Here is a 21,150-nt window from a genome sequence, read left to right as displayed (position 1 = left end):
CGTCAGTCCCTCTTCTCGCCGCGCGACAGATAGTCGTCCAGGGTCAGTGCGGGCGCGCGCCGTCCGGTGTGGTCGGGGCGGCCGGTGGCGGGGCGGTTCGCGCCGGGTGGCGGTGCCGCGCTCACTTCCAGCCGGCCGATCTGTACGTGTACGACGCGCTCGGCAGGCCGGGGCGCGCGCCGTCCTGCTCCGCTCAGTGCCGCGCCACGCGCGGTGGCGGTGTCGGCGCTGCGGGGCCGGGCCGGTGCGGCGGCGGCCGGGGGAGCGGGGGCCGCGGCGCGTGCCGCGGATGCGGGCAGATCGAGCGGGACGTCGGACGCGGCGGGCGCCGCCCGCCGGGCCGAGCGCGATGTGTCGGCGGCGGCGGGACGCGGTCCCGGCGATGCGGGCGCCACCGGCCGCAGCAGCGGTTCGGTGCGCGGTACGGCCCGGACCGCGGGCCGTTCGGGCTCGCCGGGCCGTGCCGCCTCGGTCCGCAGGACCGTGTGCCGGTCGGTACGCACCTCCCGCTCGTGGCGGACCGACTCGGCCGGACCGAAGGCGGGCGCGGACGGGATCAGAGCCGCCGGCGCGTCGGGCTCCTGCGGAGCGGACCGCAGCGCCTCGACCCGCTCGAACGGGCCGGGCAGCCGCGGCCGGACCCGCGCCGCGCCACCGGCACCACCGGTCGCGCTCACCGGTGTGTACCGGGCGAGCAGCCGGTCGAAGTAGTCAGGCATCTGCGCACAGCTCCAGGTAGTAACGACGCCGCAGCGGGCTGAGCGCCAGGATCTCCGGCTCGCTCCACCCGTAGGCGCTGGCGAGCAGGTGGACATCGAGCATCAAGTCCCGTGCCCAGGTGTCGAGTTCGGTCCACAGATAGGAAGCGATGTCCAGCTCGGCCAAGGTGGCCTCAGCGCACTTTGGACATGCGACGTTGAGCGTCACATCGGCCGCCGGGTCGGCGTCCGCCGCCTTCTCGGCGAGACGCTGCTGCACCCGCTCCGGCAGCAGTCCGGCCAGCCGCTCCGGAGGAACGGCCTCGCCGCCCCGTACGGCCGAAACCGTGCAGCGCACCAGGAGGAGCCGGCGGGCGTCGGCCGGATCCGGCACGGCACCGGCCGCCGCGAGGTCGGCGACGGTGGGCAGCCTGAACTCGACCACCCATTCGTCCTCCTCCACTCGCAGCGGCCCGTCCGTTGTCCGCGCCCCGGCGCCGAGCAGCGTCGCGTCGAGGTCGAACTCCATGGCCTCGCCGCACGACGCGCACCCCACGAGTACCTGCATGCGCTCGCCGAACAGCGCCCGGCGCAGCGCGAACAGGTCCGCCTCCCGCTCGCCGACCGGCATCGACAACAACTCGTCGGTGCCGGCCCCCGGGCGGGCAGCCCGATGCAGCAGCAGAGACCGTCCCGAGTCGCGCTGCGCCAGACCGGCCTCCCAGGTGGCGAGCAGCTCAGCCGGCCCGGTCGGCGTCATCCCTCATTCCTCCGGTGCACTGACAGCGCTCAGGCGGGATGGGTGAAGGAGGGCTCGACCGGCTCCTCCACCTCGTAGTCCCGCTCCCAGCCCTCGCACTCGAGCTTGACGCTCTGAATGGCGACGGCGTTGGCGTTGGCGTCGAGCTCGCCGAGCACCTGGTACTCGCTCACCCAGGCGCGGTAGAGCTTGTGCGATACGGCCACCTGCCCGGCCTCGTTGAGGACCTGGATGATGATGTCCTTGCGGAAGTCCCGCAGCGAGACCTCGGAGCCGAGCCCGGCGCCGACCTGCCACACCTTGTTGGCCCAGCGGTCGAACTCCGGGTCGTGGGTGACACCGCGCTCGAGCGTGACGCCCTCGAACTCGGAGCGTCCCGGCGACTTGCGCGGCGAGCTCGGGTCACCGCCGTGACGGTGCTTGACCACCTCGGTGGTGCGCTTCAGGGGACTGATCTTGCTGATGCCCGCGACCGTTCGACCGTCCCAGAGGACCAGGAACTTGAAATTCTTGTAGGGGTCGAAGCGATGGGCGTTTATCTGGAACTCAGCCATCGGTTTCCTTCGTGTTCCTTTTCCTTGGGTTACGAGAGGTCGAACTGCCCGGCCACCTGCTGGATCTTGACGATCACAAACTCAGCAGGCTTCACCGGCGCGATGCCGATCACGACATTGACCACTCCGGCGTCGATATCGGCGTCGGTGGTGGTGTCCTTGTCGCACTTGACGAAGTACGCTTCGCGCGGCGTGCCGCCCTTGAACGCGCCCTGCCGGAACAGGTCGTTGAGATACGCCGATGCCTTCAGCCGGATCTGCTGCCACAACTGCTCGCTGTTCGGCTCGAAAACGACCCACTGCAGACCGCGGTGCAGGCTCTCCTCGACATGCAGCGCGAGCCGCCGCACCGGTACGTACTTCCACTCGCTGTCGAGCGCGTCGGCACCCTCGAGCGTGCGCGCCCCCCAGATCAGCGGACCCACCACGGGGAAGGTGCGAAGGCAGTTCACGCCCAGCGGATTGAGCAGACCGTTCTCCCGGTCGGTCAGCCTGACCGTCAGCGACCGCACACCGGCAAGCCGCGCCTCGGTCCCGGCCGGCGCCTTCCAGACACCGCGCTCGCCGTCGGTACGGGCGATGACGCCGGCGATGGCGCCCGAGGGCGGGAAGGAACGCAGCCGTCCGGTCAGCGGGTCGGTGAGCTGCAGATGCGGGAAGTACAGCCCCGCGTGGTTGCTGCGTACGGGCTCGAACGCGCCGATCCCGGCCCGTGCGGCATCCACGCTGCCCCAGGTGGAGGGCGAGTCGACGAGCAGGAAGATCCGCCGTTCCCGGCACAGCTGCTCGGCCGCGGACAGCACGGTGACCATGTCCTCGGTCGACTCGTAGGCCGAAAGCTCCGGCAGGGCGAGCAGGTTGACGTCGTCCACGTCGCGCAGCGCCTGGACGCCGGTCTTGCGGGCCTCGCTGCCGATGAGGTCGCGCGGCCCGGGCGGGTCGCCGTCCTTGCCGCCCTGAAGCGGGAAGACGGGCGGGTTGACGGAGGCTTCCAGACCCAGGTCGTTGGCGCACTCGCCGACGAAGCGCACCACGTCGTCGGGGTCGACGGACCCGGCGACGACCTGGAGACGCCGGCCGAAGGCGGTGACCTCGGCGCCGGCGAAGGCGTGCTTGCCGGGGGCGTCGGGCAGCGCGCGCAGCTTGCGCTCGAGCAGCAGGGCGAGCTCGGTGACGTTGGCCGGCGGCTCGCCGTCGTGGTCGGGCTCGTAGAGCGTGAACTCACGCTCCACATCGCCGATCTTGACCTTCAACTCGACAGCCAGGTCCGGCAGTTCGGCCGAGAAGGGCTTGGAGACCGTGCCCGAGGGGTCGGGCCGGTCCTCCTCGAGTGCCTTCACGCGGACCAGCGAGGAGCCGGCGCCCACGACCGTCTCCACGAAGCGGCCGTGGCCGGAGTTCATCGACAGGCCGGTGAAGGATTCGCGGGCTCCGCCACGCGCGTCGAGGATCTGGAGGTTGAAGGTCCTGTCCGGGGTCGGGGTGTCGTGGTCGACGGTCACCCGCAGGCCCGAGCCCCAGACGCCGGGCTCCTTGGCGTGCACCTCCAGCACCGGGCACTCGCTGTGCCCCTCGGTGGAGTTGAGCGTGACGCACGCTTCCTCACCGGTGCCGGCCTTGGCCACGCGGACGATCACCGCGACCGTGCCGCCGTTGCCGAAGAACTGGTGCACCGCATAGCTGACAGCGCTCTGTGAGGTGAGTCCGCCGAAGCGTCGCTCGAAGTCCGCGAAGCTGGTGACCCGCACGGGTCGATTGAGCGGACCCCGGCGGGTGTGCCCCACGAACGCGGTCACCGAGGTGGTGACGGAGGCGATGGTACGGATGCTGCTGGGAAGTTCTTCGATGTATACGCCGGGATAGCCCATGTGCGTCGGCATTCCCCCTCCATTCCCTTCGCGCACCAAGAGATGAGGAGGGGAGGTGGAGAAACCACGCGTATGCGTTGCGCATGCGTACGCGCTCTTCACTGAAATCCCCCGTCACACACCCCGTGCGATTTCTGGTCTCGCAGGGCCATCGGCATGTGCCTGCGCTTGTGGCTCCTGATGCATGAGTGCCTCTGGGGAGTCTCGTTTGTGCCCCAAGGGCGGGTCAAGGGAGCGATTCAGTCATCCGGCAATCATCGCCGACGGCAGCGATCAGGGGTGATTTGACGTGGTCGGAGGGATATCAATGGCCGAATGTGGAGATGAGTTCACGATCGCTTCACAGAAAAGTGCGATCAGGGGTGGGGAATAAGCCGAATGCACTCGACGGCGGCGCGCCGCCTTGTGTCCTGTTGGCGAAAAATAGGCCATTTGGCTGCTGCGGTGCCCCTGCTCGAACCGGCCTACCGCGGCGAGGACTTGGACGCTGCGCCGACAGGGACGTCAGGGTTGCGGAACCAGGAGCCCTGCACCACCCGCTGAATGAGCATCAGGACGCCACCGAGCACCAGGGCACCGATGCCGATGACGGACACACCGCCGGTCTCGCCGAGCCATGGCAGATCGATGATGGTGGTGCCGTACTCCGGGTCCGAGTAGACGTGGAAGGCCGCGTAACAGAAGAGCCCCAGCAGCATCAGGGCGCCGAGCAGAGGAAAAACGCCCTTCATGAACAGGTCGCGGACGCTGCGGGTGAGGATCTTGCGGAAGTACCAGACGCAGGCGAAGCCCGTCAGCCCGTAGTAGAACGCGATGGCCAGGCCGACCGAGGCGATGGAGTCCTCCAGGACATTGCCGCTGATGGCCGTGAGGCCGACGTAGAAGGCGATCGACGCCAGACCCATGGCGACCGTGGACCAGGTCGGGGTCAGGAAGCGCGGGTGGACACGCGCGAAGACCGAGGGGAGCGCCTTGTGTGTGGCCATCGAGAAGGTGGTGCGGGCGGTCGGCAGAATGGTGGTCTGCGTGGACGCTGCGGCCGAGGTCAGCACCATCAGGAACAGCATTTTCACCAGGAACTCACCGAATCCCTCAGTGCCGAACACTTCGTCACCGAAGCTGCCCAGGACGTCGCCCGCGTTGTCGGGGTTGGCCAGGCCGATGCCCGTCTCTCCGATGCCGGCGAACGCCTGCGCCGAGGTGGTCACCAGGAGGTAGATGAGGAGCAGCAGGACGGTGGAGATGACGGCGGCGCGGCCGGGGGTGCGCTCGCGGTCGGCGGTCTCCTCGTTGACGGCGACGGCGGTGTCCCAGCCCCAGTAGATGAAGACGGCCAGCAGGACGCCCTGCGTCAGGGCGCTGGCGGAGCCGATCTCGAAGGGGTTGAACCAGGAGGCGGCCACGTGCAGCGATTCCGCCGGCGCGTTGTCGCCGTACGCCTTCACCAGCGCCGTGATCGAGAGGATGGCGAGGAGGACGAGCTCGATGCTGAGCAGCCATTTCTGCAGGGCTGCGGAGATTTCGATGCCGATGTAGCAGATGGCCGTCATCACGGCGATCCAGATGACGCCCGCGAACGCCGTCCACCAGCGGCTTTCGGCCAGGCCGTCCGCTCCGACCAGCTGGAATCCGTACTGGCCCGCGATCTGTGCCAGGTTCGCCATCACGATGATGTCGGCGATGATGATGCCCCAGCCGCCCATCCACCCGGTGCGCGGTCCGAAGGCCCGCGCGGACCAGGAGAAGGTCGTGCCGCAGTCGGCGTCGACGGAGTTCATCGACTTGTAGGCGTGGGCGATGAAGAGCATCGGGATGAATCCCAGGATCACGATGACGGGTGACTGGAGCCCGACCGCGAGCACGATGAAGCCGAGCGTGGCGGCCAGGCTGTAGGCGGGGGCGGTCGAAGCGAGGCCGATGGCCACGGAGGAGACGAGACTCAGCGCGCCGCCCTTCAGCCCCTTCTCGCCGACCGCGGAGGACTGCGGAGGTGTGGGGCCGGGTGATCCGCCTGCTCTTTGCATGAAGCGGCCTTTCGCCGACGGACACGGGACGCCCAACGCCGGGGCGCGGACGGGCATGCACCGCCTTGGTTCTGGAATACACCTATTTGTTTCTATTGGAAAGCGGAGAGATCTCCATCGAGGGGCGGCAGCGGCACCCCCACGCCCACGCTGGGCCGTTCCGGCGGCGCCACCTACGACGTGGAGTGGCTCGACCGTACGAAGTACTGGGTGGGCGAGCTCGGCAAGCGGCGTCCCGGATCAACCCCCTGAGCCATCGGGGGTGATGACGACCTTTCCGCGGGCGTGGCCCTTCTCCAGGTATCGCATCGCTTCAGGGGCCTCGCCCAGCGGGTATGTCCGGTCGATGATGGGTGTCACCTGCCCGGATTCGATGAGGTCCGTGAGAAGGGCCAGGGTCTCCGCGCTCGGCGTGGCCACCAGCGGGCGCAGCTTCTGGCGCACGAAGGGTGACACGGCGAGCGCCTTGACGATGAGACCCATCGGTCCGGTCCAGCGACCGCCGCCTCCGCTGGAGAGTACGAGCGTCCCCTCGGGGGTGAGCACGCGCCTGAGGTCCGACAACGAGTGGTTCCCGGTGTTAGGAACAGCTTGGCTGTCTCAAGGACTGCCCAGTCTCAGCCGAGTAAGCGTCTCCGCGATCGTGGGCCGTTCTGATCACGGGGTGAGGGGTCTCAGAGAATGAGGGGAAACTTCATCCGTTCGTGGCGGGGTCCGTGGCGAGAGGTTGGTGGAGATGTACGACTGAACATGGGGTCTACCGGTACGCAAGAAACCGCCGTGGGATGATCTCGGCCCGTGAGGGCCCCGAACCAGCTCCCGGCACCTTCTAATTGGCCTGGAACGCGGCTGCGGCGAAGCTCCTGGAGGCCGGGGGATTCGGACCTGTGACGACCCCGGCCGGGCTGCGTGAAGAGTCCGGCGTTTGCCGACGCCGCAGGCGCAGTCCCCACAACCACCCAACACCTCAACCCGACGGAACGACACACACCGTAGGTGTTGTGCGAGTTGCACAGCCACAGCATTCGCGTGCGCAGGCCCAGGTGCGTCGTCTGCAGTTGTCCGATGAACTCGTCGGCGGAGGTGGTCGGCATGATGGCGATCCGGGCCGGCACGCCTCCGGGGAGGTCGACGGTGTGGGCGCGGATGAATGCGGGAAGCATGGGGAGCTCCGCCGACATCGGCGGATTACGGGAGACTCGGGCCTGGAGCGTCTGCGCTTCGGGTCTGGTAGGTCACAAGTCCCCACTGTCCATCCACGACAAGTGCCAGTCCGTGGTCGGCGAAGTGGGGCAACAGCCGTTGGATCCGGGCCCTCAGTGCCCGCAGTGTCAGGGGAAGGCTGGGAGTTCCCAAAAGCAGTCTCAGATAGTGACAGCAGACGGGCCCTTGGGCCTGGGCGATCACGTGAAACAGCAGTCGCTGGCTTGCGGTGCGCTGGAGGTACGCAGGGGGCGGCGGTACTGACGGACAGCGTCTCAGGTCCGCACGGATGCGCCAGGCCAGTTCAGCAGCCGGTGCCTGCCGGTCGAGAACATCGACTGCCCCGGCAGAGAACGCGGCGAGGGCATCGCGCCCTTTGTGCCGCAAGACGGCAACGGGGGCGATCAGGGACGCCGCCCGGACGAGTCCGACCAGCCCGTCAGCCTCCGTCGAGTGCGCGTCGAGCAGGATCATCGCCGGTCTTCGTTCCAGCATGGAGGCGACGCTTCCCCAACGCACAGCGGCGCCGAGACTGAGACCGGCTTTGTCCAGCCTCATAGCCAATACCGAACTTGGGGTTTCATCCACCGACACCAGGGCCGGAACGTGTGGGCGGGCCGACGGGTCCGGACAAATGCGCCACGTCGTCTGTGTGTACATTGCTTGTTCCCTTTGTCCTGCTGCTTTCGGCACTCGTCACCGCTGCCGGGAGAGACATGGTGCGTGCCGTGGCGGACCGCCGAAACGAAAAGCAGGTAGCGAGCTGCTCCTCGAGAGCGCCTGTCAGACCCCGGCTGGGCACGGTGAGCCCGGACGTGCGTGCCTCACCGCCGTCCGGGGCATCGAAGACTGCTGATTTGTGTACAGGGACGGAGCGGCGATCTCTCAAGAACGCGAACACGGCGGCAGCGGACCGAGCCACGGAAAGAGGGCGGCATCCCAGGCTTCGAAGCACGTGCCCACTGTGCCGAAGCTTCTGTCATTGTTCCAGCGAACGTTTTCGATCGTCGATCATTAGAAAAACCGATGATTGCGGCGGTCCGGAATGAGCCCAGTTCGTCGGGGAGATCCCGCCAGGGCGGGCATGTACGACAGGTCCACGCGATGGCTTCAGCGTGCTCAGCAGGCTGACAACTGACATCTTCACCGGGTTCCTGCTCGGGCAGCTGCCCGAGCAGGAAATGTGCGTCGGTGCCCACGCGGTCGACCGCCGACGCACTCACCCTCAAGCACCGCTCGTCGAATATCAGTTCTCTACAGCGGCGGGATCTTCCGCCCCGGGGAAGGATGGCGGCGTGTCGTCTGCCGCGCGGCTGAAATGTTTGTCAACCGCCCTTAGGAGCGCTCGGCGTCCGGCCTGGATGGCGGGGTGTTGGCTGCTGCCGCGGCGTACGGCGGTAACAAGTGTGCGCGTCCGGGGACCGAAGGGATCCGGCCGCAAGGGGATAGTCGGCCGCCGACCCAGCCATACGAGGTCTGGGAGCAGTGCGGCGGCATGCCCCTGTTCCGCGAGCCGCAGATGGAGAAGAAGGTCGGCCGACTCGTAGCGCACGTCGGGTTCGAATCCGGCGCCACGACAGAGGGTCATCGCCCAGCTGCGGGCGGCCGTTCCCTCAGGTTCCATGACCCATGGGCGATCGGCCAGTATGCGCAGCATCTCCTGTGGCTTGGTCGCCTTGGCTACGCCCGGGTCGACTACGTGCAGAGCTTCTTGGCCGAGGACCTCCTGCTCGAGTTCGGCGGGGCGCGGGCTGGGATCACCCGGGTATTCGACGTCGATGACCAGGTCGACATCGCGGACGAGCAGAGCCGATAGCGCGCCTTCACGCTCCATCTGGGTGACCTGAATGCGCAGGCGAGGGTGGGCATCGCGCAGCAGCGTCAGTGCCGTCGGGACGAGAGCCAGCGCAGCAGTTTGAAAGGACGCTATGCGCAGGGTGCCGGTCAGCTCGCGCAGTGAGGCGGCAATGTCGACTTCGGCTTGTTCCAGCCGCTCCAGCACGGCTTCGGTGTGAGCGACCAGGATCTCAGCCTGAGGGGTCAGACGCACCCGTCGGCCCACGGGCTCAAGGAGCGGGACCCCGACCTCCGACTCCAGCAACGAGAGCTGCTGGGAGACCGAAGAAGGGCTGTATGACAACGCGGAGGCGACTGCAGCGAGCGTGCCCCGGTGCTTGAGCTCCCGCAGAAGGCGGAGCCGGTGGAGATCGAAATTGAAGCCAGCCAAAGAATCGTCGCTTTCTCTAACGATTGTTACTCGAAAACATCCACTGGAGCAATGAGACGAGTGACGGCACAGTGGTCGCGTGGCTACGAAACCCTACGCACCCGTCCGGGACCAGACGGGGCCGGCGCGGTGCGGCAGCGCTATGCGAGCGATCTCGCCCACCCACACATCCTGCAGGTGGCGGGCCTCAACACCCCATACGGAAAGACATATTCGTCGTTCCAACGAGGACAGGTGGGCTGGCGCAGGCAATCGAACCGCGGGCACCGGACGATCGTCGCACTTACCAACCGCTTCCGACACGACGCCATGGCGGTCATGGCTCACACCCCCGCCCCGTGGTGCGACAACCCGTCCCCCATCGTGCGGCAGGCCCGACCGCACGAGCGCGGAAGCCAGACCTGGCAACGGCGGCAGGATCGGCCAGTCGAGCGGAGGTGCCGGGACGTGTGGTTTCACCGGCCGGATAAACAAGGCAGACGCGGACAGCGAGATGGAAGGCTGACGGTGACTCAGCCCGTAGAGGAGACCAGCTCCCCGGAACGTAGACCGCAAAAGACGGCTGTAATTCGTGAGCCCCGCCATGTCCCGCTCGCCCATGTGGTGCGCGGGGACATCGTCGAGGGCGTGCATCACGGCTCGGTCGTCGTGCTATCCGCCGACGGTGGCGTTGCTTTCCAGGCCGGCGACATCGAGGCGGCGTTCTACCCATGCTCCGCGCTCAAGCCGGTCCAGGTCGTGGGCATGCTGCGCGCCGGGCTGTCGCTGGACGACGAATTGCTGGCGCTGGCTGTGGCAAGTCACTCGGGCGAAGAGCGCCATCTCGTCGGCGTCCAGGGCATATTGGACTTTGCGGGGCTGGCCGAAGCCGACCTGCGCAATGCGCCTGACTGGCCTTGCGATCCCGCGGTGCGCGAGGCGTGGGTCCGTTGTGGTCGCGGCTTGTCCCGGCTCGCGCAGAACGGATCCGGCACGCATGCAGCCATGTTGGTGACGGCCCAGGCCAGGGGCTGGCCGCTCGACGATTACCTCGATTCTGGGCATCCGCTGCAGCAGTCGATCGCCGAGGCGGTGGAGGATCTGACGGGCGAGCGCATCGCGCGGGTGACGGTCGACGAGTGTGGAGCACCGCTCTTCTCTGTTTCACTGGAAGGCCTCACTCGAGCGGTGGCCCAGATTGCCTCTGCGGACCCGGGAACTGAAGAGGCGGCGGTCTCCAACGCCATACGCAACCATCCGGAGATGGCTTCCGGGAGTTGGCGGGATGTGGCGCGGCTGATGAGAGCCGTCCCAGGCCTGTTGGCCAACGACGGATTCGAAGGGATCCAGGTAGCGGCACTGCCCGATGGCCGAGCGGTCGGCGTGAAGATCGCTGACGGTGGCGATCGCGCCCTGATGCCGGTGGTCGCGGCTGCTCTGGCACTGTGTGGAGTCGACCGAGGTGTCCTCACCGAGTTCGCCAGCAGGCCCGTACTAAGCGGCATGACCATGGTCGGCAGTCTGAGAGCTGCCGGTGCACTGACCTCAGACTTCTCCGCCGTACCGCCAGCTCCTGAGGAAAAGGGGCAGCCGCGCGAACACCGCCCGCACGCACACCGCACTGAACAGATAAGACGGCAACGCCGGTAACGCCAGCATGGAGAGGACCGCTTCGATGACCACAGCGCAGCAGCCTGATATTCAACAGCCCACCGGTCTCCTCGCGCTCGCGGTGGGCACGGCCAGGAGAAACCCCTACGGCTCTCTCGCCAGCGCCGACGACGCGGGACGCCCGCACGTGCGCCTCATGCAGCACCTGGCATCCCCGTGCGCGAACCCGTCCGCACCAGCGCCGCCACCGCGCTGGCCAACGGCGCCGTAGAAGCCTTCGTCCGCGCTGCGGCCATCGAAATCGCACCGCAGCGGATCAACGCCGTCAGCCCCAACGTCTTCACCCAATCCCTGCCCGACTACGGGGACTACTTCCCCGGCTACGGCTCCGTCGACCTCGCAAACGTCGCCCAGGCATACGTCCGCTCCATCGAAGGCGCCCAGACCGGACGTATCTACGAACTCTGACCTCACCCACAGAGATGACGACCGGTCAGGGGAGGATCATCATGACGGACGCTGTCAGTGACAACGCCTTCGCCCCGCCCACCACCGGCATGCCGCTGGCAGGGAATGCGGTGGCCGCGTTGAGGGAGAGTGCCGTGCCGAACGCCTCCGGCGGCCGCGGGCCTGGGGTTCGCTGATGACCGTCGATGCCAACCAGTGGGCCGTGGCGACGCCTTCCACCGACGATGTCGCCCAGCGCCTCGCGGCCCCGAGCCGTGGCACCGCTCCGGTCGACGCCGAGGCGGTGCTCAACGGGATCGAGGTGGCCATCGCACGCTCCTCACGCCCGGGTGACGAGCCGACCGCCCAGGATCTGAAGCGGCCTGGCCAGCTCCGGCGGATCGCCCGCGCGCAGCTGAACCGGTGGAATTTGGACGGTCTCGCTGACAGTGCCGTCCTGCTGATCACCGAGCTGGTGACCAATGCGCTTCTCCACGGCCAGGGCCCGGAGTTCGCCTTCCGCGTGATCCACAGCGCGGGTGAGGTGCGGATCGAGGTCTATGACGGATCGCCGGTCCGGCCGTACGTGCGCGCGGCGGGGCCGGACGACGAAAGCGGCCGGGGCATGACCATCGTCGCCGCCACCGCGCACTCGTGGGGGGTCAGCGAGGACGGAAGGCATACCTGGTGCACCCTCACCGCGCCCACGGCAGCGAGGTCCCAGTGACAGCGCAGCCGGAACAGCAGTGCGAGATCAGCCGCCACGATGTCGAGCGGGTTCTGACCGGTCTTCGCATCTCCCTCTGGCTGGACGGTGTCGACGTGGACTCCTTCTACGACCACCTCGAAGCGGTACTCGGCCAGGACGCCGCTCCGGCCATGGGCCAGATCAAGGAGCTGACCCAAAGGCTCCAGGGAGCGCTCATCCAACTGGTGGCCATAGTCCTGGCGCATCGCCATCACCAGCCCGGCGCCAAAGCCTCCCGCGATCGGGCAGGCACGGGCTCTCCGGGCGGAGGACTCGCCTGGAGACTTCCTACCGGCCCGCGGACATCTCCGGAGGCTCGCGCTGGTCACCCAGGACCTCCTGGAACTGCTGGCGGAGGACTGACCACCATGACAGAACGGCATCCGCCGGAATATCGTCAATGCCGCCCATGCAGAAGGCTGGCGCAACGGCACAGCCGCCGCCCGGCAACTGATCGAACGCCAGGCCGCTGTTGCCGAGCCATACAGCTCGGCAAGAGGCTTGACCAGGCCCAACCGTCAGGCACCGATCGGCAGGACCGCGGCGCGGGCCCTGCTCGGCGGGATGGGTCTCGGGACGCAGGCTGCCCAACCTGTCGGAAAAAATAGAGGACGTTGTATTATGAAACTTTCCAAGTCCGCCGCCTTCGCAACGATCACTGTGCTGTCGGTCGCCCTCACCGCCACCGCCTGCAGCGGAGAGTCCGGCAATGCCTCCGGTGACGAGCCCACCAGCAGCTCGAACGGAAACCACCCGCGGCTGCCAACGTACGCGGTCGCCAAGAACGTCAAGATCGAATCCGCCACGCTGAAGAAGGCGCAGAAGACCGGCAAGCTCGTCATCGGCGCCCATAGCGACCAGCCGTTCCTCGGGTTCGAGGAGAAGGACGGCAGGCGCTCCGGCTTCGACATCGAGATCGCCAAGATGGTCGCGGCGGATCTCGGGTTCTCGCCCGACAAGATCGAGTTCAAGACGGTCGACACGAAGAACCGTGAGGCCGCCATCTCCAGCGGCCAGGTCGACCTGTACGTCGGCACGTACACGATCAACGACGAACGCAAGAAGAAGGTGGGCTTCGCCGGCCCGTACTACAGGGCCGGCGCCGACCTCCTGGTCCGCAAGAACGACAGCACGATCGGGGGCCCGTACTCCCTGGAGGGCAAGAAGGTCTGCTCGGTCAAGGGATCGACCACCCTCCGGGAGATCAAGAAGCCCGACTACAACACGACGACGGTCGAGACCACCAAAGACACGGAGTGCGTCCAGCTACTGCTCGACAAGAGGATCGACGCCGTCACCACGGACGACGCCATCCTCATGGGCTACGCCGCCCAGCGCCCGGACAAGCTGAAGGTCGTCGGCAACCCGTTCACCGAGGAGCCCTACGGCATCGGCATGAACAAGGACGACAAGGCGCTGCGTGAAGCGGTGACGGACGCGCTCGAGGCGCACGACGAGAACGGCGACCACAAGAGGGCGTACGCGGCGACGCTGGGCCTTTCCGGCTCGAAGTACAACGGGGCGCCGGTGGTCGAGCACTACTGACACGAGGCCCTGGTCCACCCTTGCAACATCCGACGCTCGGCATCGGACGACACCAGCGGCTCAAGCCTGTTGTCACCACATCAAAAGCAGGCCGCACCGGCGGCGTAGGTGGGCGATCAGCACTACTCGGTGGCGGAGAAGTGGGACGCTGGCACGGCCTGCCATGATGCGTTTCTGGAGCTTTAGGTCGCCGGATGTAGTTGCGGTCGAGCTGGGCGGCGACGGCCAGGGCGGCGAAGAACATCGCGCCCATGCCGTTGGGGTCGTAGATAGCCTTGGTACTGGTGAGCTCGCGTATTCAACTGTGGCCAGTTCCCCGAGGAACCCAGCCCGCTGGTGACCGTGTGTGGTCCCCGGGTGCGTACCGGCTCCAGGTGCCTCCGGCTTCGGCCGCGAGCTTGGCTGTGGTCACCTGGTGGTAGCCGAGGGCATCGGCGACGACGGGAGCGGGCAGCTCCAGGACGCGCTGGCGGATGGCCGCCGCCCGGCCAGCGGTCGTGCGGACGCCGAGATCGTTGACCAGGGCCGCGAGAGCGTAAAGTGCCTGAACGGAAAATCTCCCCGCACCGGGCCAGGCTGCGCCCATCGTTGGCCAGGGGTTGGACGGAGTTGCTGGTCAGGCTGCCGGCGCGAGGGTGACGTCGTGGCCGAGGGCCTTGAGCTGGCGGACCAGGTCGCGGGTCCGGCGGGTGGGATCGACGAGGTGCTGGTGGTAGACGGAGCCGAGGTCGGTGTACGGAGTCTCGGGTTCGTTGAGCAGGTGCCAGACAACGACCAGGAGTGAATGGCCGACGGCGATCAGGGCTCTCTTGCGGCCGCGGCGCCCGGTCTCGCAGGTCGGTGCCCCGGGCCAACTACTTGACGCCAGTCGTGGGAGTTCCTGCCGGTGCTGACGCCACCGTGGCACCCCAAGCGCCCAGTGCGCGAATGGCGGGTTCGAGGCCGAGGCCCGTGTCGGTCAGCGTGTACTCCACGCGCGGGGGTACCTCGGCGTGGATGACGCGCCGGACCAGCCCGTTCTCCTCCAGCGAGCGCAGCCGGTCGGTGAGGGTCTTGGGGCTGATGCCTGCAAGCGAGTTGCGCAGCTCGGAGAAGCGCTTGGTGCCGCCGAGCAGGTCGCGGATCACGAGCATCGTCCACCTGCCGTCCAGGATCTCTAGCGCCCGGGCCACGGGGCAGCCGTCGTCGGCACATTTCTCGTCCAAGGCATCTCCCTGCTCAGGCCCAATCGCCGCGGCATCGGGCCCCGCGGCATCGACGAGGGCGAGGTCACCGCGCTCCTGGCCGACTGCTGGCAGCCGCTCGCAGCGCTCGGGCCGACCTGGTTCTAAGAAGCCAGTGACACCGCCCGTGCCCGAGAACCTCTCACCACTGCGCTGGCGGTGGATGCTGCTCACCACCCGCCGCCAGGAGGTGCGGTTCGTGTTCTGGCCGCCGCGCCGCCCGACCGGGCACCGCCGCATCCGCATGTTCGACCGCCAGGGGTACGACATCGGCACGCTGGTGTGGATGGTGTGCGACACCTGCCGCGTCGGGAGCATCAACAAGATCTCCATCTCTGATCCGCCGGGCGCTTGCCGACGGGCCCGGCCACCGCTGGCAGACCACCGGCCAGTCCCCAGAGGCGAAGCGATTCTTCCCCGCCATGGAGAAGGAGACCGGCACCGCGTTCCCCGCGTACGGCGGGGCCTGCGAGCACTTCGCCCCGCCGCCCGGCTACCGGCCACCCCCGCCAGGACGCCGTCCGCGCCCGGTCCTGGAACGCGGCATCGGAGACCGCCACGCGGCGCGGGGCCAGCTCCCGGCAGGGTGGTGAGAACGTCCCGCCCCGGCCTCTTCAGCCCTGGAAGGCCGCGGCGTTCTCGCCTGGCCGGATCATCAGGGCGTTCAGCGGGCGGGTGCGGGTGGGCTGGACCACTTCGAGCCAGGCGCGCCCGCCGGGGACGCAGTGCGGGATGCCGAAGTAACCGCGCCACTGCCAGTGTTGATCGACCAACGAGCCTCGGACCGGTGCCCGGCCATGCGACGCGGGGTGGGCAACCGCTGGCCGGCCAGGTCGACGTCGTCGAAGTCGGCGCCAAGGCCGTGCAGATGGACAAGGCCCGCGAGGGCTGCGCGCCGCAGCGGGCTGTCATCCTTCCAACGCTCTCCGACGGCCCATTGCATCTGCGGTTCCGCGAGCAGGTCGGTGTCCTCGGGCGCGTCGGACAGCGGCACCTGGGAGATGGCGATGAGTCCTTGCTGCTGCCACCCGATCAGGTCCGCCCGTACCGGGCGGGGGATGTAGCGGTCGAGGCCGGCGAACGCGTCGATCATGTCGTCGCGCTTCCACAGCGGGAGCATGGCCACGCCCTCGGTCTCAAGCTGCTCTCGCGCCTGATCCTCGAACTGGAACTGAAGCCCCCGCGACGACCCCGCCAGGGCACGGCGGAGCGGAGCGTAGGGGTTGGCACGGCCGGAGAGCAGGGACTGGACGACGGCCTGAGTCATCTGCTCGTCGCGCTCGAAACGGACAGCAACGTCAACATCGTGCGGCTCCGCAGCACCCCGGGCGAAACTCCCGAAGAGCCATACCTGCTGCACCAAGCCCAAGGGCCAACTGCTGTCCCTGTCCAGCCGGTGAAGCATCTGCTCCAGCAGCCAGGCGGCCCTCGCACGCTTCACGTCCGCCTCCTTCGCACCGGCATCAGCGTAGAGGGGGCAGCGCCCGCAACAAGGCGTGGTCACGGCCGCGCCCCCGGCACACCGAGCAGCGCCGCCAGGCCCAGCTCCGCGTCCGAAGCGGCCATCACCGTGTCGATGGTGCCTTGGACAGCTCGTCGGCCAAGGCGAGCACCTTCTTGTTCAGCTCCCGCAGCCCAGCGAGCTGCTCGTTCAGGGTCGTGAGTTTCGCCCGCCCGGATCCCTGATTCCGGTCGCCTCGGCGTAAAGCACCCACTCGTCGGCCAGTTGGGCCGCCAGCAGTGAACACGCGAATACTCCCGGGTCGATGTGCCACGTCCGCTCTCCGCCCCGGCGCTCCACCACGATCCGGCGGACCCCGATACGGGACGTCTCGGCTGGCCGCACCCTTCGGGCGACGGCCGCCGGATGCGCGGTGCGCTGTCCTCGCCGTGGCATCACAGACCCCCGCGTCCGGCCAGCAGCAATGCGTAGTCGGCGAACGTGCGGTCCGCCCGCGTTCACTCCTCCGCAGCTTGGGCCACGATCGCGCTCAAGTCCTCCAGATAGCGCAGGTACTTCATGGTCGAGCGCGGATGCCGGTGACCCAACAGCCGCTGCGGAACCAGCAACGGGGCCCGCGCGATGTGCTCAAAGAGGTAGGCCTGCGGCCCGCCCCTAGCCAGTCGCTCCTTCTCGGCCCGCACCAGCTGCAGTGTGAGGATCTTGAGCATGTAGACCGCGAAGGGGTGCCGCAGATCATGGATCCGTACTTGCCGTGGCATCACCACGTCGCCGAACTCCGCCGACAGCCGACGGGCACTGTCGGAAGCGGCAGTGAAAATCTGCTCCCACCGTGACTTGCCGATCATCCGCCCGCCCCGGCCGACGAACAGCGCCATCGGCTCCAGGCCCCGCGCGCCCTCGATTACCGCGATCCGGCGCAGCGCCGCCGGCATCGCCGCCACCGCGAACGACCGCCGCCTTCCATGGAGATACCCGGACAGCCGCATCCGCGCCGTATCCACCGAATCGACGATGAACAGCTCCGCCCGCCTCGCCCACAAGGCGCGCCCGCTGCGGGCCACCACGGCGGCCCGCTCGGTGCGCCGGTACAGATCCAGCGACCGCAGCACCGGATGCTGGGCGGCCGTCTGGCGGGCGAACCCGTATTTCGCGATCGCCTGCAGCTCGACCGTGGCGGGCTGCCGGTCCGGGCGCGGGGCGGCCACCTCGATGTTCAGCGAGCAGCTGAACTCCCGCAGCCTCATCCCGCTGGTGACCGCGAGCTCGCCGGCGGCCATGTTGCGCAGCCGGTCCCCGCCCCGCAATGACGGGGCGGGGCTGACATCGAGTAGATCGCCGCCCAGCCCCACACGGTGCAGCAGAACCCACTGCCGGTGGGTCAGGCGACGAACGTCCAGATCCTGTACCGGGCCTCCGGACAGGGCATCGCGTCCGTTGCGCCGCACCCGGTAGGGCCGCGCCTCCATCAGGCCGGTGTCCACCGCCCAGTCGTAGAACCCGTCGATCGAGACCCGGTTGCGCCGCCACGTCGCCGAAACCACCGGCGACGGCTGCAACGCCGTGCGGTAGCGGCGATAGGCCACCAGATCGTCCTCGGTCGCCGACAGCAGGTCGGCAGGCGGATCAAGGACCGTGCCGAGGAAGTCCTCGAGCGCCATCACGTCGTAGGCGTAGTCTTCCAGGCTCCCCGCGCCCACGTAGTTGGCCAGGTCAAAGAAGTACGACGTGATCGGCTCACGCGGCCGCATGTCATCCCCGACGAAGAACGGCGTCCCCTCCGGCAGCGCGCCCGGCCGCGTCACCAGGGCTACAGCATCCAGATCCACACCGGGAACCTGAGGCGGGAGCTGCCGGACCTTGCTGGGCGAGACGAAGAAGTAGTGCACATGCGCCTCTCTGCGACGACGAGAGAGGGAAGCTACCAGCGCTGAAGGACCAGTTCGGCGCTGTTGGGATGGAATGAGACAGGTACAACTCCTGGACCTAACCCACGAGATCGAGGACGAGATCGTAGTGCTGGGCACCCTGGGTGAAGTCCTCGCGGGTGTAGTCGACGACCTGGCTCGCGCCGATCGATCGGACCAGGTCCACGTTCCTCGCGCTGCACACCCGGTCACGTTCGCGCCGAAGGCTCTGGCGAGCTGTACGGCGAACGTGCCCACGCCGCCCGAGGCGCCATTGATCAGGACTCGCTGTCCGGCCTCGATCCGTCCTGTGCGCAGGCCCAGGAGGGCGGTTGAGGCTGCCTCGGGTACGGCTGCGGCCTGCTCGAAGGCGAGGTTCGCAGGCATCGGTGCCAGGGCGTTCTCTTGGGCGCACGCGTACTCGGCGAGGCTGCCGGCGCCCATGCCGAACACCGCCTCGCCCGGTCGGAACCGGGTCACGTTCTTGCCGACCGCTTCGACGCGCCCAGCCATGTCCATTCCCCGGACTCTGTTCCTGGGCCGCAGCGGCCCGAATCCCGCCCCGAACCCAACAAGGCGCATGATGTACACGCGCCGGTGACCACGGCCGAGCGGGAAGACTCGATCATCGCGGCTGAGCCGGAGCGCATGGTCTACGCCTAGCCGATCACCGCCCCGCAGCAGGCGCCGACCGAGTTCTTCCCGGCCTACCGCAGCGACGAGGACGTGGTCGCCCGCCACGCCAGGGCCGAAATCGCCGCTGCCCAGGGCCCGGCCTGGGACGAGCAGAACTGGACCTGGGGCCTGCAGGCGATCCGGGCCAACCTGTCCAGCCTTACCGGACGCGATGTGAAGATCGCCGTCCTCGACACCGGCGTGGACACCGACCACCCGGACCTGGCCGGGCGCATCGAGGCGACGGCCTCCTTCGCGCTCGGGCCTGTTGCCCGCCCGGGAGGTGGTGATCGATGCCGATGCGCCCGAGATCCAGGCGGGCGTTGACGGCGAGGCGCTCACCCTCCAGGCCCCCGTGCGCTGCACGATCCGGCCCGGGCGCTGCGGGTGCTCGTCCCGCGCGTCCGCCCCGGCGTGCCCCGGGAGAGGCCGCGCCTGGACTTGCGGCGGCTGTATGAGCTGGCGCTTTCGAGGTGAGCCAACTCACCGTACACAGCCGACTGTTACGCCTCCGCGGCGCTGATGTCGTGTACCCGCACGGCCGGGCGGCGGGCCTGCACGAGGCGGAACCGGCCGGTGATGAACGAGGGGTCGGCGAGGGCGGTGTGGGCGCCTGGGGACACTTCCGCGGCGCAGAAGTCGCCGTACACCGCCGACTGGTCCATGAAGACGCTCCCGGCGAGGTTCTCCGACAGGTGCACCCCTGCGTCCAGGGCGGCGATCTCGACGGCTCCCAGCACCAGCGGGTCCGTCGAATGGACCGTGGCGAACTGGCCGCCGTGTCTGCGCGCGGTGCGGCGGAAGATGTCCAGGCTGTGCGAGGTCGATTCGGTGGCGATCACGAAGGAGACAGGCCCGGCCCATTCGCGGGCGTACACCTGCTCGTCGTGTGCCTCCAGCCGGACGATCAGCGGAGTGCGGATGTCAGCTGCCGGATGGTCGGGGTGTGCGACCGGCGAAGAGGCATGCACGACCACTCCGCATCCGGCGGCATGCGCGAGCGAGGTGCGGATGCGGTCGCTGCCTATCGCGCCGAGTATTCCCGCCGCACGCCGCGGTTCCGCCAGGAGCCGCTTCACGGCGCGGCTCAGGTCGACGCTGAACCGCCCTATGGTCTTGCGGCCTTCGTCGGTGCGGATCCCGCCGGAAGGCACCAGGATGTTCTGCGGGGCGGTGCAACTCTGGCCGCTGCACAGTGAAAGCGACAGCGCGAGCTCGCGCAGCATTCTGCGGTAGCCGTCGGTGGAGTCCATCAGCACCGTGTTGGCCCCGATCGGTGTGGCGTACACGCTGGCTTGACGGGCATTGCGGTGCAGCCACTCGCCAAACCGGACCGAGCCGGTGAAATCGATGACGCGGACCTCGGGGTCGGTCGCGAACCGGGGCGCCAGTTGCTCGCCGGGCTTCTCCGCCGCCAGCGTCACCACGTTGGGGTCGTGCCCTGCCTTCCTCAGCACGTCCCGCGCGACTTGTACGGTCAGGGCGAGCGGCAGCACCGCGCGGGGATGGGGCTTGACGATCAACGGGTTCCCGGTCACCAGGCTTGCGAAGAGGCCCGGATAGCCGTTCCAGGTGGGGAAGTCCGGGCAACCGATGAGCAGTGAGACCCCGCGCGGGACGACAGTGCAGGTGCCGTCCATTCCCAGTGGGACGTCCATCTGCCGTGGGCCGCCCCTCTCGGCAAGCCGCTCCCCGTACATATCGGCAGGTGTGCGCGTCGACGCGGCCAGCGCGTGGGCCACGGCCTCCAGTCCGCGGTCCTGCGCATGAAGGCTGCCCGCCCGGTGGGCCGTGGCATAGGCCTGCCCGGTGGTGTGGTGCAGCGCGTGCGCGATCTCATGGCTGCGGTCATGGAGCCGGCAGAGCACTTCCACCGCGAGCTCTGCCCGGCGCCGCGGTCCGGCCGCACGCCAGCCCGCCATCGCCCGCACCGCCGCCCCCACCAACTCACCAGGTTCGGAACGGGGATAGCGCACGCCCAGGCTGATGCCGTACGGAGACGACTCGGTGCCCACCCCTTGCCGGGCGCCGGGCTGCCCCAGGCAGAAGTCCTGCCCGAGCATCGACCGGAACACCGCTCCTGCACTGTGCGCCGCACCTCGGCGACGGTCGACAGAACCGGCCAGTCCCTCAGTGAAGGGCGTGAAACTCGCACCGCTCACCGCAGCCTGTACCGCCTGCTCCAGCAGGCTGCGCTCTTCGAAGGAGCCGGTACGCAT

Annotated in this window: 18 protein-coding genes and 4 pseudogenes; 10 read left to right on the top strand and 12 right to left on the bottom strand. The window is 68.4% G+C overall.

Going from position 1 to position 21,150, the window contains the following annotated elements; translation table 11 throughout:
- Window positions 1-2 precede the first annotated feature (2 nt).
- The 7 genes and pseudogenes from SLUN_RS03830 to SLUN_RS03795 all read right to left on the bottom strand — a co-directional run bounded on the left by SLUN_RS03830 (window position 3) and on the right by SLUN_RS03795 (window position 9,334).
- Window positions 3-719 carry a hypothetical protein gene (locus SLUN_RS03830; protein WP_108147149.1) on the bottom strand — a complete coding sequence of 239 codons (717 nt, stop codon included), beginning with the start codon at window positions 717-719 and terminating at the stop codon, window positions 3-5.
- Window positions 712-1,458: a T4 family baseplate hub assembly chaperone gene (locus SLUN_RS03825; RefSeq protein ID WP_108147148.1), complete on the bottom strand. Its 747-nt coding sequence runs from the start codon at window positions 1,456-1,458 to the stop codon at window positions 712-714. The genes SLUN_RS03830 and SLUN_RS03825 overlap by 8 nt, the downstream gene beginning before the upstream one ends.
- Before the next feature lie 29 nt (window positions 1,459-1,487).
- A complete protein-coding gene (locus tag SLUN_RS03820; protein ID WP_030352235.1) occupies window positions 1,488-2,012 on the bottom strand; it encodes a phage tail protein in 525 nt (174 codons plus the stop codon).
- Window positions 2,013-2,041: 29 nt separating this feature from the next.
- Window positions 2,042-3,892, bottom strand: coding sequence for a phage tail sheath C-terminal domain-containing protein (locus SLUN_RS03815; RefSeq protein ID WP_108147147.1), 1,851 nt, complete (start codon window positions 3,890-3,892; stop codon window positions 2,042-2,044).
- Window positions 3,893-4,344: 452 nt separating this feature from the next.
- Complete coding sequence (locus SLUN_RS03810; protein ID WP_108147146.1) at window positions 4,345-5,904, bottom strand: APC family permease; 1,560 nt, start codon at window positions 5,902-5,904, stop codon at window positions 4,345-4,347.
- Between the two features lie 240 nt (window positions 5,905-6,144).
- Window positions 6,145-6,471 (bottom strand): annotated as a pseudogene (locus tag SLUN_RS03805) (zinc-binding dehydrogenase); the annotation flags it as partial.
- A gap of 1,882 nt (window positions 6,472-8,353) precedes the next feature.
- Entirely contained in the window at window positions 8,354-9,334 is a 981-nt protein-coding gene (locus SLUN_RS03795; protein ID WP_108147143.1) for a LysR family transcriptional regulator, read from the bottom strand.
- A 507-nt stretch (window positions 9,335-9,841) separates the two neighbouring features.
- Between SLUN_RS03795 and SLUN_RS03790 the strand changes: the two genes are divergently transcribed.
- The 7 genes and pseudogenes from SLUN_RS03790 to SLUN_RS39295 all read left to right on the top strand — a co-directional run bounded on the left by SLUN_RS03790 (window position 9,842) and on the right by SLUN_RS39295 (window position 14,448).
- Complete coding sequence (locus SLUN_RS03790; protein ID WP_371413809.1) at window positions 9,842-10,963, top strand: asparaginase; 1,122 nt, start codon at window positions 9,842-9,844, stop codon at window positions 10,961-10,963.
- Window positions 10,964-11,140: 177 nt separating this feature from the next.
- A complete protein-coding gene (locus tag SLUN_RS03785) occupies window positions 11,141-11,392 on the top strand; it encodes a Rossmann-fold NAD(P)-binding domain-containing protein (protein WP_371413807.1) in 252 nt (83 codons plus the stop codon).
- Window positions 11,393-11,433: 41 nt separating this feature from the next.
- Window positions 11,434-11,568, top strand: coding sequence for a hypothetical protein (locus SLUN_RS40875; protein ID WP_257153655.1), 135 nt, complete (start codon window positions 11,434-11,436; stop codon window positions 11,566-11,568).
- Window positions 11,568-12,098: an ATP-binding protein gene (locus SLUN_RS03780; protein ID WP_108147142.1), complete on the top strand. Its 531-nt coding sequence runs from the start codon at window positions 11,568-11,570 to the stop codon at window positions 12,096-12,098. Before SLUN_RS40875 ends, SLUN_RS03780 begins: the two co-directional genes overlap by 1 nt.
- Window positions 12,026-12,482: pseudogene (locus SLUN_RS42685) on the top strand (DUF6415 family natural product biosynthesis protein). Before SLUN_RS03780 ends, SLUN_RS42685 begins: the two are co-directional and overlap by 73 nt.
- 258 nt (window positions 12,483-12,740) lie before the next feature.
- On the top strand, window positions 12,741-13,664 hold the full coding sequence (locus tag SLUN_RS03775; RefSeq protein ID WP_108147141.1) for a glutamate ABC transporter substrate-binding protein: 924 nt from the start codon (window positions 12,741-12,743) through the stop codon (window positions 13,662-13,664).
- A 643-nt stretch (window positions 13,665-14,307) separates the two neighbouring features.
- A complete protein-coding gene (locus tag SLUN_RS39295) occupies window positions 14,308-14,448 on the top strand; it encodes a hypothetical protein (protein ID WP_159100177.1) in 141 nt (46 codons plus the stop codon).
- Window positions 14,449-14,518: 70 nt separating this feature from the next.
- On the opposite strand, the gene SLUN_RS03760 is transcribed toward SLUN_RS39295, so the two are convergent.
- Window positions 14,519-15,205, bottom strand: a complete 687-nt coding sequence (locus tag SLUN_RS03760) for a winged helix-turn-helix transcriptional regulator (RefSeq protein ID WP_257153654.1) — start codon at window positions 15,203-15,205, stop codon at window positions 14,519-14,521.
- 104 nt (window positions 15,206-15,309) lie between these two features.
- Between SLUN_RS03760 and SLUN_RS39290 the strand changes: the two genes are divergently transcribed.
- Window positions 15,310-15,480 (top strand): hypothetical protein, encoded by a 171-nt coding sequence (locus SLUN_RS39290; RefSeq protein WP_159100176.1) that lies wholly within the window; start codon window positions 15,310-15,312, stop codon window positions 15,478-15,480.
- 71 nt (window positions 15,481-15,551) lie between these two features.
- Here the strand turns inward: SLUN_RS39290 and SLUN_RS03755 are convergent, their stop codons facing one another.
- From SLUN_RS03755 to SLUN_RS40870, 3 genes and pseudogenes are all read right to left on the bottom strand, one after another.
- A complete protein-coding gene (locus SLUN_RS03755) occupies window positions 15,552-16,328 on the bottom strand; it encodes a nucleotidyltransferase domain-containing protein (RefSeq protein WP_257153653.1) in 777 nt (258 codons plus the stop codon).
- Between the two features lie 518 nt (window positions 16,329-16,846).
- Window positions 16,847-18,238 carry a site-specific integrase gene (locus SLUN_RS03750; protein ID WP_108147140.1) on the bottom strand — a complete coding sequence of 464 codons (1,392 nt, stop codon included), beginning with the start codon at window positions 18,236-18,238 and terminating at the stop codon, window positions 16,847-16,849.
- A gap of 100 nt (window positions 18,239-18,338) precedes the next feature.
- Window positions 18,339-18,817, bottom strand: a pseudogene (locus SLUN_RS40870) (NAD(P)-dependent alcohol dehydrogenase); the annotation flags it as partial.
- A 165-nt stretch (window positions 18,818-18,982) separates the two neighbouring features.
- Here SLUN_RS40870 and SLUN_RS42020 point away from each other — a divergent pair.
- Together SLUN_RS42020 and SLUN_RS40860 are read left to right on the top strand one after the other, a co-directional pair.
- Complete coding sequence (locus SLUN_RS42020; protein WP_306610674.1) at window positions 18,983-19,258, top strand: S8 family serine peptidase; 276 nt, start codon at window positions 18,983-18,985, stop codon at window positions 19,256-19,258.
- Window positions 19,200-19,408: pseudogene (locus SLUN_RS40860) on the top strand (diacylglycerol kinase); the annotation flags it as partial. The gene SLUN_RS42020 and the pseudogene SLUN_RS40860, both read left to right, overlap by 59 nt.
- Before the next feature lie 26 nt (window positions 19,409-19,434).
- Here SLUN_RS40860 and paaN read toward each other — a convergent pair.
- Window positions 19,435-21,150, bottom strand: a complete 1,716-nt coding sequence (paaN, locus tag SLUN_RS03735; RefSeq protein ID WP_108147139.1) for a phenylacetic acid degradation protein PaaN — start codon at window positions 21,148-21,150, stop codon at window positions 19,435-19,437.

The organism is Streptomyces lunaelactis, from assembly GCF_003054555.1.
Classification (GTDB): domain Bacteria; phylum Actinomycetota; class Actinomycetes; order Streptomycetales; family Streptomycetaceae; genus Streptomyces; species Streptomyces lunaelactis.
This window is presented reverse-complemented; position numbering and strand designations above follow the sequence as displayed.

Bases quoted from the DNA above. Each gene is read 5' to 3' on its own strand.
- SLUN_RS03815 (WP_108147147.1), bottom strand. From the start codon at position 3,892: ATGCCGACGCACATGGGCTATCCCGGCGTATACATCGAAGAACTTCCC.
- SLUN_RS03760 (WP_257153654.1), bottom strand. From the start codon at position 15,205: ATGCTCCCGACGCGGCAGGTGTCGCACACCATCCACACCAGCGTGCCG.
- SLUN_RS03820 (WP_030352235.1), bottom strand. From the start codon at position 2,012: ATGGCTGAGTTCCAGATAAACGCCCATCGCTTCGACCCCTACAAGAAT.
- paaN (WP_108147139.1), bottom strand. From the start codon at position 21,150: ATGCGTACCGGCTCCTTCGAAGAGCGCAGCCTGCTGGAGCAGGCGGTA.
- SLUN_RS03825 (WP_108147148.1), bottom strand. From the start codon at position 1,458: ATGACGCCGACCGGGCCGGCTGAGCTGCTCGCCACCTGGGAGGCCGGT.
- SLUN_RS03775 (WP_108147141.1), top strand. From the start codon at position 12,741: ATGAAACTTTCCAAGTCCGCCGCCTTCGCAACGATCACTGTGCTGTCG.
- SLUN_RS39290 (WP_159100176.1), top strand. From the start codon at position 15,310: ATGGAGAAGGAGACCGGCACCGCGTTCCCCGCGTACGGCGGGGCCTGC.
- SLUN_RS40875 (WP_257153655.1), top strand. From the start codon at position 11,434: ATGACGGACGCTGTCAGTGACAACGCCTTCGCCCCGCCCACCACCGGC.
- SLUN_RS03810 (WP_108147146.1), bottom strand. From the start codon at position 5,904: ATGCAAAGAGCAGGCGGATCACCCGGCCCCACACCTCCGCAGTCCTCC.
- SLUN_RS03830 (WP_108147149.1), bottom strand. From the start codon at position 719: ATGCCTGACTACTTCGACCGGCTGCTCGCCCGGTACACACCGGTGAGC.
- SLUN_RS03780 (WP_108147142.1), top strand. From the start codon at position 11,568: ATGACCGTCGATGCCAACCAGTGGGCCGTGGCGACGCCTTCCACCGAC.